11 protein-coding genes are annotated in these 13,951 nt (G+C 73.0%); 7 read left to right on the forward strand and 4 right to left on the reverse strand.

Annotated elements, in window-relative coordinates:
• Positions 1-315 precede the first annotated feature (315 nt).
• The 3 genes from ACFXKG_RS25515 to ACFXKG_RS25525 all read left to right on the forward strand — a co-directional run bounded on the left by ACFXKG_RS25515 (position 316) and on the right by ACFXKG_RS25525 (position 2,435).
• Positions 316-855: an SAV_6107 family HEPN domain-containing protein gene (locus tag ACFXKG_RS25515; protein ID WP_384843424.1), complete on the forward strand. Its 540-nt coding sequence runs from the start codon at positions 316-318 to the stop codon at positions 853-855.
• Positions 856-945: 90 nt separating this feature from the next.
• The gene (locus ACFXKG_RS25520; RefSeq protein WP_384843427.1) at positions 946-1,731 is read left to right on the forward strand and encodes a methyltransferase; all 786 of its coding nucleotides are present in this window, start codon (positions 946-948) and stop codon (positions 1,729-1,731) included.
• A gap of 308 nt (positions 1,732-2,039) precedes the next feature.
• Complete coding sequence (locus ACFXKG_RS25525; RefSeq protein WP_365806620.1) at positions 2,040-2,435, forward strand: DUF3040 domain-containing protein; 396 nt, start codon at positions 2,040-2,042, stop codon at positions 2,433-2,435.
• Between the two features lie 281 nt (positions 2,436-2,716).
• On the opposite strand, the gene ACFXKG_RS25530 is transcribed toward ACFXKG_RS25525, so the two are convergent.
• The 4 genes from ACFXKG_RS25530 to ACFXKG_RS25545 all read right to left on the reverse strand — a co-directional run bounded on the left by ACFXKG_RS25530 (position 2,717) and on the right by ACFXKG_RS25545 (position 8,358).
• A complete protein-coding gene (locus ACFXKG_RS25530; RefSeq protein ID WP_384843430.1) occupies positions 2,717-5,143 on the reverse strand; it encodes a transglutaminaseTgpA domain-containing protein in 2,427 nt (808 codons plus the stop codon).
• Entirely contained in the window at positions 5,140-6,498 is a 1,359-nt protein-coding gene (locus ACFXKG_RS25535) for a DUF58 domain-containing protein (protein ID WP_384843433.1), read from the reverse strand. Before ACFXKG_RS25535 ends, ACFXKG_RS25530 begins: the two co-directional genes overlap by 4 nt.
• On the reverse strand, positions 6,498-7,550 hold the full coding sequence (locus ACFXKG_RS25540; protein WP_384843436.1) for an AAA family ATPase: 1,053 nt from the start codon (positions 7,548-7,550) through the stop codon (positions 6,498-6,500). Before ACFXKG_RS25540 ends, ACFXKG_RS25535 begins: the two co-directional genes overlap by 1 nt.
• Positions 7,551-7,794: 244 nt before the next feature.
• A complete protein-coding gene (locus ACFXKG_RS25545; RefSeq protein ID WP_384843439.1) occupies positions 7,795-8,358 on the reverse strand; it encodes a beta-class carbonic anhydrase in 564 nt (187 codons plus the stop codon).
• Between the two features lie 352 nt (positions 8,359-8,710).
• Between ACFXKG_RS25545 and rsmH the strand changes: the two genes are divergently transcribed.
• From rsmH to ACFXKG_RS25565, 4 genes are read left to right on the forward strand one after another with little or no spacing between them, the layout of a single operon-like run.
• Complete coding sequence (rsmH, locus tag ACFXKG_RS25550) at positions 8,711-9,667, forward strand: 16S rRNA (cytosine(1402)-N(4))-methyltransferase RsmH (protein WP_384843442.1); 957 nt, start codon at positions 8,711-8,713, stop codon at positions 9,665-9,667.
• Positions 9,667-10,212 carry a hypothetical protein gene (locus ACFXKG_RS25555; protein WP_384843445.1) on the forward strand — a complete coding sequence of 182 codons (546 nt, stop codon included), beginning with the start codon at positions 9,667-9,669 and terminating at the stop codon, positions 10,210-10,212. The genes rsmH and ACFXKG_RS25555 overlap by 1 nt, the downstream gene beginning before the upstream one ends.
• 4 nt (positions 10,213-10,216) lie before the next feature.
• Positions 10,217-12,187: a peptidoglycan D,D-transpeptidase FtsI family protein gene (locus ACFXKG_RS25560; protein WP_384843448.1), complete on the forward strand. Its 1,971-nt coding sequence runs from the start codon at positions 10,217-10,219 to the stop codon at positions 12,185-12,187.
• A 17-nt stretch (positions 12,188-12,204) separates the two neighbouring features.
• Positions 12,205-13,947, forward strand: coding sequence for a UDP-N-acetylmuramoyl-L-alanyl-D-glutamate--2,6-diaminopimelate ligase (locus ACFXKG_RS25565; protein WP_384843451.1), 1,743 nt, complete (start codon positions 12,205-12,207; stop codon positions 13,945-13,947).
• Positions 13,948-13,951 lie beyond the last annotated feature (4 nt).

Below are 13,951 nucleotides of genomic sequence, written 5' to 3' on the forward strand. Positions count from 1 at the left end.
GGGGGGGGGGCCCCGGGGGGGGGGGCCCCCCCCGGGCGGCGGGGGCCCCGCCCCCGGGGGGTGGGGGGCCCCGCCGGCGCCCCCCCGGCGCCCCGGGGGGGGGGGGGGGGGCCTGTGGGTGAGCCCGCCCCCCCCCCCCGACGCATTTCGTCTTTCCGGCCCCGTCCCCGTCCCCGGCCCCGTCCCCGGCCCCGGTTCCGTCGCGGATAACCGTCAATCGGGGCGAATGTGCAGGTCAGGGCCGATTGTCAGTGGTGCCCGTCAGGATGGGCACATACGGCCACGAAGCCGTCACGCGACGACAGGAGGTTCGTCATGGCCAGTTCCTACGCACGTGCCGCACACCGGCGCCGTACCGACGGCCCTGCACCCTCACTGACCGGACCACCCAGCGACGTCCACCCCGTCCTGCGCCGGGCCACCGCGCCGCCCGCCGCCCTCGATCTGCTCGCGCAGGCGCGCGGCGGACTGGACGAGGCCGCCACCCTGGACACTCCGAACGAGCGCTACGCCACGGCCCACCTCGCCGCCCTGCGCACCGCCGCCGCGGTCCTCGCGGCCCGCGGCCGTCCCGAGACCACCCCGCAGCGGCGCAGGCGGATACGGAGCGTGTGGGAGGTCCTGCCCGAGATCGCGCCCGAGCTGGCCGAATGGAGCGGGCACTTCGCCGCAGGAGCCACCCGCAGGGCGCGCGCCGAGGCCGGCATACCGGGCGCGGCCGGCAGCCGGGACGCCGACGACCTGCTCCGGTCCGCGGCGATGTTCCTGCGCCTGGTGGAGCGCCTCCTCGTGCTGGAACCGGTGCTGCCCCAGCCCCGCGAGGAACAGCCACGGCAGGGCGATGCCGCAGGGTGACCGGGCGGGACGGCCGAGGCAATAGGGTGGGCGGAGTCTGTCCTGTTCCACGCCCCGCCGGGGCGGCACCGCGCCGAGGAGTCAACTGCCGTGTCGGACCCTTCCCCTGCCGTCGGTGGGGAGACGCCATCGCGCCCCCGAGGCTCCCTCCGTACCGCCGTGGTCTGGGAGGTCCTCAAGGACGCCCTCGACCGCCGGGCCGAGGCGGCCGGCACGGAGACCCTGGACGTCCTCGACACCGGAGGGGGCACCGGCAACTTCGCGGTGCCCGTCGCCCGACTGGGCCATCGGGTGACCGTGGTCGACCCCAGCCCGAACGCACTCTTCGCACTGGAGCGCAGGGCGGCGGAGGCCGGGGTCGCCGCGCGGGTCCACGGGGTGCAGGGTGATATCCACGGCCTCTTCGAGGTGGTCGGGCGCGGCAACTTCGACGCGGTGCTCTGCCACGGCGTCCTGGAGTACGTGGACGATCCGGCCGAGGGGGTACGGAACGCGGTCGACGCGCTGCGCCCCGAGGGCGAGCTGAGCCTGCTCGCCGCGGGGCTGGGCGGCGCCGTGCTGGCCAGGGCGCTCGCCGGGCACTTCACGGAGGCCCGGCAGGCGCTCACCGACCCGGCGGGCCGCTGGGGCGCCGGCGACCCGGTGCCCCGGCGGTTCGACGCCGAGCAGCTCACGGAGCTGGTCACCGCGGCCGGTCTGCGGGTCGGCGCCGTCCACGGGGTCCGGGTCTTCGCGGACCTGGTGCCCGGCGGTCTCGTGGACACCCAGCCGGGGGCGCTGGACGCCCTGCTGAAGCTGGAGGCGGCAGCCGCCGAGCTGCCCGCATTCCACTCCGTGGCCAGCCAGCTCCACGTCCTGGGTGAGAAAAGGCGCTGATCGCCGGAGGCCCGGAGACCCCCGGTGAGCCGTCCGGAACGCCCCGTGTGTGGCTGATCAGCGGCGCAGCTCCGCATGGAGTGCGCCACAGGCCCCCCAGCGGGGCGCCGGGCGCCGTATGATCGGGGTACACCATCCGGCATGACGGATCGATGGTTGGGGAATCAACGCCTCAGCGGCCGAGCCGACATGGCGGCCCGGAATGGCGATTTGGCGTTGAGGGCGGGTTTCACGGGGGCGAATCCCTGCCTATCCTTGAAGGAGCCGCATACCGGTCGCCCCCCGCGACCGACGACTAGGAGGACTCCGTGCCGCTCTCGGAGCACGAGCAGCGAATGCTCGAGCAAATGGAGCGAGCGCTGTACGCCGAAGATCCCAAGTTCGCGACAGCGCTTGAGGGAAGCGGGCTGCGTACGTACACCCGGCGACGGGTCTACCAGGCAGTCGCAGGCTTCCTGGTGGGTATCGCGCTCCTCATGGCCGGAATGGTCGCCCAGCAGATCTGGATCAGCGTGGTGGGGTTCCTCGTCATGCTGGGCTGTGCGGTCCTGGCGGTCACCGGCTGGCGCAAGGCGCCCAAACCAGGCGAGCAGCAGGCGGCGGGCGGCGCGTCCGCCGACCGGCACCAGCCGAGACAGCGCCGCTCCATGATGAACCGGATCGAGCAGCGGTGGCAGCGCCGCCGTGACGAACAGGGTCAGTGAAAGAACAGGCCAGTGACCGAACAGACCCGGTGACACCAGTCCTGTAAGGAGCCGGTCCCCTCAGGGGCCGGCTCTTTCGCGTATTCGGGCTGCCGGGTCTCCGGGTCTCCGGGCTTCCGGGCTTCCGGGCTTCCGAACGAGTGTGCCGGGCGTCGGCAGAAGGCCGACCGGGCGGTGGCAACGGCTGAGGGGCGGACGCGTCGCGCGTCCGCCCCTCAGCCGTACTCCGTCCTCCCGGCCGTCGGAGGCCCGTGGCCCCCGACGGCCTTCCGCCGGGGGCCTCAGCCCCGCTGTCGCGACGACCGCAGCCGGGTCGTCGCGGTGGCCATCCGGCGGGTGAGTTCCAGACGGCGATCCGTCCACCGCGCGGTGACCGCGTGCCACCGCTCGGCCCCGGACCAGATCACCCGAACGGCCGAGCGAGGCGCGAGCAGTGCCTGCAGCCGCGTCCACCGGCCGACGGCCGCGCTCAGGCCCTCCCGGATCAGCCGGGCGTCCTCGGCGAGCCCTGTGCCCGGCCGCGGCACCAGCGCGTACAGCACCTGCTCCACGGATCCGGCCGTCCGGTGCACCGCCGCGGCCGCCTCGCCGTCGAGACCGCCCAGCCGGACGATCCGCTCGGCGGTCTTCCGGGGCGTTCCCGACTCGTCGGGCGGTATGCCGTGGTCCCACGCCGTATCGATGACCTCACGCCAGGCGGCGAGCGTCCGGGCCGTGGCGTCCTCCGGCGTACGCCCGGCGGAGCCGAGCCGGCCCGCCCTGACGCGTGTCCGCCACAGCAGGGGCAGCAGCGGCAGCAGCAGCACCGCCAGGGCGCCCGCCACCACGGCGATGACGGTCCCCAGTGGGGTACCCGTGTCCGTCGGCGGCAGCACGCCCGCTTCCGCCGTCGGGTCGCACTCACCCAGCCGCTGGTCCTGCGCCGGGCAGGTCTCCGAGGCCGACGGCTCCGCGGACGGCGCGGCGGACGGGTCGGTGCCCTCGCCGGCCGAGTCGCTCGGTGTGCCCGTCGGGGTCTCCTCGCGGGTGTAGTCGGGGGTGCTGCCCCGGCTCGGAGTCGGCTCGAAACGGGTCCAGCCGACCCCTTCGAAGTACAGCTCGGGCCAGGCGTGCGCGTCCCGCAGGCCGACCGACATCGTGCCGTCCGCCTGCGGGGTCCCCGGGGTGAAGCCGACCGCGACCCGCGCCGGGATACCCAGCGTGCGGGCCATCGCCGCCATCGAGAAGGAGAAGTGGACGCAGAATCCTTCCTTGTTCCGCAGGAAGCGGGTGATGGCCGTGACACCGGTGCCCGAGTCGACGGCGGTGTTGTACGTGAAGCCGCCGTCCAGCGCGAACCAGTCCTGGAGCTTGACGGCCTTCTCGTAGTCGTTCGCCGCCCCCGCGGTGACCTCCAGCGCCGTCGACCTGACGACCTCCGGCAGCACCGAGGGCACCTGGGTGTACTCGCGGAGCAGCGCCGACGGCGCGGCGGGCGCCGAGGCGAGCTGCTGCCTGGTCGGGTTCACCTGGAGGCTGGTGACCTCGTAGCGCGCGCCACGCGTCGACTGGCCCCGGTCGCCCACGAGCGTCCGGCCCGTCGGCTCGAAGCGCCAGCGCCCGGCGATCTTCACCTCGGAGGCCGGATAGGGCATCGGCAGGTAGTTCTGCCGGTACCACCCGGCCGCCGAGATGGTGGTCCTGATCTCCGTGGCCTCGACGTCGCTCCGGAGTCCGGGCGCGGTCGGCAGCGTGTCCGGCACGTCCTCCACGCTGCGCTGCGAGAACCGCCAGGAGGTGCCGTCGAACTTGTCCAGCGCCATGATCCGCAGATAAAGGTCCTGCGTGTCCTTCGCGTTGGTCTTGTAGCGCAGGGCCTCGCGGTCCTCGGGCTGGTTCAGATTGTCCTGGAGCGACACCAGCGGGTTGACCGCGGAGATCGTGCCCCCGCCGCCCACCCCCGAGCCGTTCCCCGCGCCCGCGCCGGCCAGCAGCCCGCCGTCCAGGGCGGGCAGGGCCGCCGGGACGGCGAGCGCGACGCCGAGCGCCACCACACCGATCCTGCGGCCCGTACGGACCGGGGCCCGACCGTTCGTGTCGAAGGCCGACGAGAACCGGCCCGGCGGGCGCGGCGCGCCGCCGAAGACCCGGCCCCACTGGGAGAGCCGGTCCCGGCCCTCGGCCAGGAGCAGCAGCAGATAGCCGGTGGCGGCCAGCAGGAACCACACCCACCCGCCGGCCCCGCCGGAGAGCCCCGCGGCGACGGAGTAGAGCGCCAGCAGCGGCAGCCCCGCCGGGGCGGCGCTGCGGAACGTCACCGCGATCGTGTCCACCGCGAGACCGATCACCAGCACGCCACCGATCAGCATCAGCCGGATGCCCTCGGTCGCCGGGGCGGGTATCGCGTACCGTCCGACGTCGTCGCCGCCGGACGTCAGCAGCCGGCCGAACTCCTGGACGGCGTCGGGCGTCGGCACGAAGCCGAACAGGGCCTGCTCCTTGGCGAAGACCAGGGTGAGCAGCAGCAGGACCGAGAGCGCCTGGAGCACGACGGTGAGCGGGCGGGCCAGCGGCACCCGCCGGGCCAGCGCCCCCACCCCGCTCACGACCGCCACCATGAATGCGCACTGGACCAGCCAGGTGGGCGACTCGACCAGCGGGGTCAGGGCGCCCGCCGCCATCACCGTGGCGGCGAAGGAGCACAGTGCCAGCCGTCCGCGACCGCTCATGACCATCCTCCGGAGAAGCCTGTCGTACCGCCCGCGACGGCCGATTCCGAGTGCTGGCGGCCGGCCTGCCGCCACAGATCGGGCAGCGCCGCCCCGGAGGGCACGGCCAGCGCCGTCCATCCCGTCTCGCGCAGTTGCCGCAGCCGCTTCTCGACCTCGGCGTCGTCCCTCGGGCCCTGCGTCCAGCCGGAGCTGTCGAGCACGAAGGCGACGGCCGCGCCGCTGCGCTGCCGCATCCGGGCGGCGACCGCGGTCTGTTCCTCGTCCAGATCGCCGAAGAACGCCACCAGCAGCCCTTCGGCGGAGCCGCGCAGCACGTCGTACGAGCGCGAGAGGCCCGCCTCGTCGGAGTGGTCGACGACCGCGAGCGTGTCCATCATCAGCCCGGCCGAGTCCGCGGAGTCCTGGGTGGCCCCCGCGAAGCCGTCCGCGCCCTCGCCGGGCACCGAACCGCCGGTGTCGGTCAGCAGCCGTACCGCGAAGCCCCGTTCCAGCATGTGCACCAGCGCGGAGGCCGCCCCGGAGACCGCCCACTCGAAGGCCGCGTCGGGACCCGAGCCCTGGTAGGCGATCCGCCGGGTGTCCAGCAGGACCGTGCAGCGCGCCCGCTGCGGCTGCTCCTCGCGGCGCACCATCAGCTCGCCGTACCGGGCGGTGGAGCGCCAGTGCACCCGGCGCAGGTCGTCGCCGTACCGGTACCCCCGCGGGATCACGTCGTCGTCACCGGCCAGCGCCAGCGAGCGCCGGCTCCCGTCGCCGTGGCCCGCGGCCTCACCCGCGAGCCGCACCGGCGGCAGCGGTTCGGTGCGCGGGATGACCGTCAGCATGTCGAAGGCGCTGAACGAGCGGGTCAGCTCGCACATCCCGAACGGGTCGCTCAGCCGCAGCTGGAGCGGTCCGAGCGGATAGCGCCCGCGCAGATCGGAGCGGACCCGGTAGGACACCTCGCGGCGGCCCCCCGGCTCCACCCGGTCCAGTACGAACCGGGGGCGCGGCCCGAGGACGTACGGCACATGGTCCTGGAGCATCAGCAGCCCGGTGGGCAGCCGTGTCACGTTGTCCATCCGCAGATGCACCCGTGCCTCGGCCCCCGCGGGGACCCGCGAGGGCGTCAGCCGTCTGCTGCCCGCCACCCGGTAGCGCGTGCGGTACAGCACCGCCACGCAGATCAGCGGCAGTACGGCGAGCAGCAGGCCCACCCGCAGCAGATCCGACTGGCCGAGGACATAGGCGCACACCGCGGCGGCGATGCCCGCCGCGAGGAACGACCGGCCGCGGGTGGTCAGTCCGGACAGCGCGGCCCGCACCCCGCCCTTGTCCTCGCCGTCGCCGGCGGCCGGCCCCCCCGACGCCATCACAGCCGCCGGGCGCCGGACTGCTGGCCGAAGAGCGTCCCGGTGGCACCGCCGGGAGCCGGGCGGCCCACGGTGGTCCGGCCGCCGTCCGCCGTGGGCACCGGGGTCCGCTGGATGATGTCCTGGACGACCTGCTCCGCCGTACGCCGGTTCAACTGGGCCTGGGCCGTGGGCAGCAGCCGGTGCGCGAGCACCGCGGAGGCCAGCGCCTGCACGTCGTCGGGGAGTGCGTACTCCCGGCCGTCGAGCGCCGCGGCGGCCTTCGCCGCGCGCAGCAGATGGAGTGTGGCGCGCGGCGAGGCGCCGAGTCTGAGATCGGGATGGTTACGGGTCGCCGCCACCAGCTCCACCGCGTACCGCCGGACGGACTCGGCGACATGGACCGTGCGCACGGCGTCGATGAGTTTGACGATGTCGTGCGCGTGCGCCACCGGCTGGAGGTCGTCCAGCGGCGAGACCCCGCCGTGCACGTCCAGCATCTGCAACTCGGCCTCCGCGCTCGGGTAGCCGATCGACACCCGGGCCATGAAGCGGTCGCGCTGCGCCTCGGGCAGCGGGTACGTGCCCTCCATCTCGACCGGGTTCTGGGTGGCCACCACCATGAACGGGCCGGGCAGTTCGTAGGTCTTCCCGTCGATGGTGACCTGACGCTCCTCCATGGACTCCAGCAGCGCCGACTGGGTCTTGGGCGAGGCGCGGTTGATCTCGTCGCCGATCACGATCTGCGCGAAGATCGCTCCCGGTTTGAACTCGAATTCCCGCCGCTGCTGGTCGTAGATCGACACTCCGGTGATGTCCGAAGGCAGCAGGTCGGGGGTGAACTGGATACGCCGCACCGAACAGTCGATGGAACGCGCCAGCGCCTTGGCCAGCATGGTCTTGCCCACGCCGGGAACATCCTCGATCAGAAGATGGCCCTCGGCGAGGAGCACGGTCAGCGAAAGCCGTACGACCTCAGGCTTGCCCTCGATCACACCCTCCACCGATGCGCGCACACGCTCCGCTGTGGTGGTCAGATCTGTGAGGCTCGCTCGATCGTCATAGGTCGTCACCCGGCCCTCCTCGGCCCTTTCAACGGGCCGATGCTCATCAGACGGCCCGGCCCTCCCCGAAACACGGACACCGTCCCCGGAAAGTTCCGGAACGCTGTCGCATACGCATTCTTGTTGCCGTTACCGCTTCGTGTCATCCGCCTGTGGATAAGTCGGTGGGTTATGTCTGCTTTGCTGTCTTTCGGGTCTGGTTAACGCCCCCGTTCCATACGTACGGGCGGGGCGTTCCTGCTCAGTCGGCCTGTCAGCCGACCGGATCGATTTCCCGCAGGAGTCCCGTCCTCACGTCGAAGACGAAGCCGCGGACATCGTCGGTGTGCGGAAGGAATGGCGAGGTTCGTATGCGCTGCATGGACTGGCGCACGTCCTGATCGACATCGCGGAACGCCTCGACGGCCCACGCCGGCCGCTGGCCGACCTCCATCTCCAGTTCGTGCCGGAATTCCTCGGTGAGGCTCTCCAGCCCGCAGCCGGTGTGATGGATCAGGACGACACTGCGCGTGCCGAGCGCCCGCTGGCTGATGGTGAGCGAGCGGATCACGTCGTCGGTGACGACGCCGCCCGCGTTGCGGATGGTGTGACAGTCGCCCAGGGAGAGCCCCAGGGCGTCGTGCAGGTCGAGCCGGGCGTCCATGCAGGCGACGACGGCGACCTGGAGCACCGGGCGGGCGTCCATACCCGGATCGGTGAATCCGGCCGCGTACGCGTGGTTCGCGTCGACGAGCCGGTCGGTGACGGTGCCGCCGGTGCGGGCCGCGTCGGCGGAGGCCCCTGAGGGCTCTGCGGGGAGATGTGCGGAAGTCGGCATACCTGTGACGTTAGTCGGCACAGCCCGGGGAGGCCCGCCGTGAGAGTGGACAAAGAACGTCATCGCGGCTTGGTGTGAGCTAACCCACAAGGTCGAGTACGGTGCGGCCGAACGGGTGAAGAACGCCTTTCGCGGAATGGCGCGATGACGGCGCGAGGACCCCGCGACGCGCTGACCGGCCGGGTGGCCCGGAACCACCGCGAACCGTGGACTAAAGTGGCGCGAAGTTCACGGACACACCCTGAACCCGTGCCAGAACGCATCCCGAATTTTCCCGCATAACGCGGCGTACGTGCGGCTCGGCCCCTTCCCGCTCGGCGGTACGTACGACCGTCCGTACTTGAGAGGGCGCATGAACCAGGTCCGGCATGTACCGGTGATGCTCCAGCGGTGCCTCGACCTGCTGGCCCCCGCCCTCGCCGAGCCCGGCGCCGTCGTCGTCGACTGCACGCTCGGCCTCGGCGGACACAGCGAGGCACTGCTCGCCACCTTCCCCGCCGCGCGGCTCGTCGCGCTCGACCGCGACCAGGAGGCGCTGCGGCTCTCCCGCGAACGCCTCGCCGCCTACGGGGACCGGGCCACCCTCGTGCACGCCGTCTACGACGAACTGCCCGAGGTGCTCGACCGGCTGTCCGTCCCCCGCGTCCAGGGCGTCCTCTTCGACCTCGGCGTCTCCTCGATGCAGCTCGACGAGGCCGACCGCGGCTTCGCGTACGCCCAGGACGCGCCGCTCGACATGCGGATGGACCAGACGACCGGTGTCAGCGCCGCCGAGGTCCTCAACACCTACCCGCCCGGCGAACTGGTCCGCATCCTGCGCGCGTACGGCGAGGAGAAGCAGGCCAAACGCATCGTGTCCGCGGTCGTCAGGGAGCGGGACAAGGAGCCCTTCAGCCGCAGCGCCCGCCTCGTCGAGCTGATCCGCGACGCCCTCCCGCAGGCCGCCAAGCGCACCGGCGGCAACCCCGCCAAGCGCACCTTCCAGGCCCTGCGCATCGAGGTCAACGGTGAACTGCCCGTGCTGGAACGGGCCGTCCCCGCCGCCGTACGGAGCCTCGCGGTCGGCGGCCGGATCGCGGTCCTCTCGTACCACTCGCTCGAAGACCGCCTGGTCAAGCAGGTCTTCGCGGCCGGGGCCGCCAACACCGCCCCGCCCGGCCTGCCCGTCGTCCCCGAGCGCTACCAGCCCCGGCTGAAGCTGCTCACCCGCGGCGCGGAACTCCCCACCGAGGAAGAGGTCGCGGAGAACCGCCGCGCCGCCCCCGCCCGGCTCCGGGGGGCGCAGCGGATCCGGGAGGACGTCCTGTGATGAAGGGGCCGGGCACGCAGCTGAAGGGGCGGGCCGCCCGCCTCGCCCAGGTGCTGCCCGCCGGGAACAGCTCGGCGGCCCGCACCCCCTTCGTCCTGCTGGTCGTGCTGCTCCTCGGCGGCGGCCTGATCGCCCTGCTGCTGCTGAACTCCGCCCTCAGCGAGGGCTCCTTCCGACTGACCGACCTGAAGAAGCGCACCACCGACCTCACCGACGAACAGCAGGCGCTGCAACGGGACGTGGACGATCTCTCCGCCCCGTACGCGTTGGAGCGGCGCGCCCGCGAGCTGGGCATGGTGCCCGGCGGCAGCCCGGCCTTCCTCGATCCCGACGGTACGGTGCGCGGCGCCCCCGGCGCGGCCCCCACGGCGCCCGGGGCCCAGCCCTCCGCCCAGTCCGCCCCGCAGCCGCCCGCGGCGCCCTCCGTGGAGCCCTCCGCAGGGCCTTCCGCGGAGCCCTTCGCCCGGCCCTCCGTCCTGGCGGAGACCTCGCCGTCCCCCGTACCGGCATCCGGCACGCCGGCCCCGACGACCCCCGGCAGGTGACGCAGTGCCCCCCAAGGAACCACCGCGCCGCCGGGTACCGAACCCCGCGCGCTCCGGCAACGGCGGACGCCCCCGCACCCCGTCCCGCCCGGCCGCCCGCCCCGCGCCGCGCCGTCCCGGTAACGGCCCCGGCGCCGCGCGCAGGATCCAGCTCGGCAACCCGCGCCCGCGGCTCCGGCTCGTCGGCCTCGGCCTGAGCCTCGTCATGCTGGTCTTCGTCGTCCGGCTGCTCCAGGTGCAGGCCGTCGACGCCAGCGCGTACGCCGCCAAGGCGGAGAAGAGCCGCTACCTCAGCCACACCATCGCGGCCGAGCGCGGCCAGATCACCGACCGCTCCGGGGTCGCGCTCGCCACCAGCGACGACGCGTACGACATCACCGCCGACCCGTCGATGTTCACCCCCGACTTCAGCAAGGTTCCCGACGCCCCGGAACAGGCCGCCGCGCTGCTCGCGCCGATCCTCGGCACCGACACCGCCGAACTGGCCGGGAAACTCAAGACCCCCAAGTCGCGCTACGCGGTGCTGGCCCGCCGGCAGACCCCGCAGGTCTGGAACCAGATCAAGGACCTCAAGCGGGTGCTCGCCGAGAAGGCGAGCAAGGAGAAGTCCGCCGAGGGCTCCGTCAGCGTGCTGGCGGGCGTCTTCCAGGAGCCCAGCAGCAAACGCGTCTACCCCAACGGCGACCTCGCCGCCGGGATACTCGGATACGTCAACGCCGCCGGGCGCGGCGGAGGCGGCATCGAGTCCATGCTCGACAAGGAACTCGCGGGCAAGGACGGCAAGGTCACCTACGCCCAGTCCGGCGGACGCCGGGTCCCCACCGCCACCTCCCGCGAGACGCCCGCCGTACCCGGCTCCGACATCGAGCTGACCATCGACCGGGACATCCAGTGGGCGGCCCAGCAGGCCATCGCCGACCAGGTCAAGGAGTCCAAGGCCGACCGCGGCTACGTGGTGGTCCAGAACACCAGGACCGGCGAGGTCCTCGCCATGGCCAACGCCCCCGGCTTCGACCCCAACAACCTCGCCCAGGCCAACGCCGCCGCCATGGGCAACGCGGCGCTCCAGGACGTGTACGAACCCGGCTCCACCGCCAAGGTCATGTCCATGGCCGCCGTACTGGAGGAGGAGGCCGCCACCCCCGGCACCCATGTCGTCGTCCCCAACCGGCTGCACCGCGGCGACCGGCTCTTCAAGGACGACATCGACCACCCCACCTGGTACCTGACCCTCAACGGCGTCCTCGCCAAGTCCAGCAACATCGGCACCATCCTCGCCACGGGGCAGCTCGGCAAGACCCAGCCCGAGGCCAACGAGGTGCTCCACTCATATCTGGAGAAGTTCGGCATGGGACAGCCGACCGGCCTCGGCTACCCGGGCGAGACCCGCGGCATCCTCGCCGAGCCGAAGGACTGGTCCACCTCGCAGCAGTACACGATCCCCTTCGGCCAGGGGCTCTCCCTCAACGCCGTGCAGGCCGCCTCCGTCTACTCGACCATCGCCAACGGCGGCGTACGGATCGACCCCACCCTGATCCGCGGCACCAACGGCCCCGACAACCGCTTCACCGCGGCGCCCGCGCCCCAGAAGACCAGAGTGGTCAGCGAGAAGACCGCCAAGACGCTCGCCACCATGCTGGAGTCGGTCGTCGCCGACGTGGAGGGCACCGGCACCAAGGCCCAGATCCCCGGCTACCGCATCGCGGGCAAGACCGGTACGGCCAACCGGGTCGACCCGAAGCTCGGCGTCTACAAGGGCTACACCGCCTCGTTCGCCGGCTTCGCGCCCGCCGACGACCCGCAGATCACCGTCTACTGCGCCATCCAGAACCCCACCAGCGGCAGTTACTTCGGCGGACAGATCTGCGGACCCATCTACAAGAAGGTCATGGAGTTCGCTCTCAAGACACTGCGGGTCGAACCGACCGGCAGCAAACCCGCCCGGCTGCCGGTCAGCTTCAAACCCGGCGAGTGACCCCAGGGAAAGTCCCAGTGACAACGATCACCCCCGATTCCGGGAACCACCCCGAACCGCCCGCGCACCGGCCCGCCTCACTTGGCTCGCCGCCCGCCCCTCCCGGTACGCTCACCGCCGTGCCACAAGCTGATCAGTACCGAACCCCCTCCAAGGACGCCCCTGTGAACACTCCGGGGACGCCCCGTCCGGACCGGGTCCGCCCGACCTCCCTCGCCGAGCTGGCCGCCCGGCTGGGCGCCGAGGCACCGGGCGCCGGGACGGCCGGACCGGGCGAAGCCACCGGGATCACCCACGACTCGCGCGCCGTGCGCCCGGGGGACGTGTACGCCGCGCTCCCCGGCGCCCGCCTCCACGGGGCGGACTTCGCCGGCCAGGCCGCGGACCTCGGAGCCGTCGCGATCCTCACGGACCCCGCCGGCACCGACCGCGCCGCCGCCACCGGGCTGCCCGTCCTCACCGTGCCCGACCCGCGCGGCAGCATGGGCGAGCTCGCCGCCGCGATCTACGGGAACCCCGGCACCGATCTGCTCCAGATCGGCATCACCGGCACCTCGGGCAAGACCACCACCGCCTACCTCGTCGAGGGCGGACTGCGCGGCGCGGGCCACCGTACGGGCCTCATCGGCACGGTGGAGACACGCATCGAGGACGAGCGCCTCAAGTCGGAGCGCACCACCCCCGAGGCCACCGACCTCCAGGCGCTCTTCGCGGTCATGCGCGAACGCGGCGTCCGCTCGGTCGCCATGGAGGTCTCCAGCCACGCCCTGGTGCTCGGCCGGGTCGACGGCTGCGTCTTCGACGTCGCCGTCTTCAACAACCTCAGCCCGGAGCACATGGAGTTCCACTCCGACATGGAGGACTACTTCCAGGCCAAGGCGCGGCTGTTCACCCCCGAGCGCAGCAGGACCGGCGTCGTGAACATCGACGACGCGTACGGCCGCAGGCTCGCCGGCGAGTCCGGCGTCCCCGTCACGACCTTCTCCGCCGAGGGGCACCCCGACGCCGACTGGCGCGCCGAACACGTCCAGGTCGGCTCGCACGGATCCACCTTCACCGCCGTCGGCCCCCGCGGCGAGCAGGTCACCGCCGAGGCGCCGCTGCCGGGACCGTTCAACGTCGCCAACACCCTCGCCGCGATCGTCACCCTGGCGGTCGCCGGGATCGACCCGCAGACCGCCGCCGACGGCATCGCCGCCGTCCCCGGCGTGCCGGGCCGGCTGGAGCGCGTGGACGCGGGACAGCCGTACCTCGCCGTCGTCGACTACGCGCACAAGACGGACGCCGTCGAATCGGTGCTGCGCTCCCTGCGCAAGGTCACCAAGGGCAAGGTGCACATCGTCCTCGGCTGCGGCGGGGACCGCGACCGGACCAAACGCGGGCCCATGGGCGCCGCCGCCGCCCGCCTCGCCGACACCGCCGTACTCACCTCCGACAACCCGCGCGGCGAGGACCCGCTGGCGATCCTCGCCGCGATGCTCGCGGGCGCCGCCGAGGTCCCGGTCCACGAGCGCGGCGACGTCCTCGTCGACGCCGACCGGGCCTCCGCCATCGCCGCGGCCGTGGCCCGCGCCGCGGCCGACGACACCGTACTGATCGCGGGCAAGGGCCACGAGCAGGGCCAGGACGTCGCCGGAGTGGTACGCGCCTTCGACGACCGCCAGGTCCTGCGCGCGGCCATCGAACGCTCCCTGCGCCCCGACGCAGGCTCCGACCACCGCCACCCCGCGCCCCGCAACGAGAACAACAGTCAGGGATGACCCA

Origin of the sequence: Streptomyces sp. NPDC059255, from assembly GCF_042752355.1 — a bacterium.
Classification (GTDB): Bacteria; Actinomycetota; Actinomycetes; order Streptomycetales; family Streptomycetaceae; genus Streptomyces.

What these genes read in the sequence shown, in the direction of transcription:
- ACFXKG_RS25515 (WP_384843424.1), top strand. Translation starts at nt 316, where the DNA reads ATGGCCAGTTCCTACGCACGTGCCGCACACCGGCGCCGTACCGACGGC.
- ACFXKG_RS25530 (WP_384843430.1), bottom strand. Translation starts at nt 5,143, where the DNA reads ATGAGCGGTCGCGGACGGCTGGCACTGTGCTCCTTCGCCGCCACGGTG.
- ACFXKG_RS25535 (WP_384843433.1), bottom strand. Translation starts at nt 6,498, where the DNA reads ATGGCGTCGGGGGGGCCGGCCGCCGGCGACGGCGAGGACAAGGGCGGG.
- ACFXKG_RS25545 (WP_384843439.1), bottom strand. Translation starts at nt 8,358, where the DNA reads ATGCCGACTTCCGCACATCTCCCCGCAGAGCCCTCAGGGGCCTCCGCC.
- rsmH (WP_384843442.1), top strand. Translation starts at nt 8,711, where the DNA reads ATGAACCAGGTCCGGCATGTACCGGTGATGCTCCAGCGGTGCCTCGAC.
- ACFXKG_RS25555 (WP_384843445.1), top strand. Translation starts at nt 9,667, where the DNA reads ATGAAGGGGCCGGGCACGCAGCTGAAGGGGCGGGCCGCCCGCCTCGCC.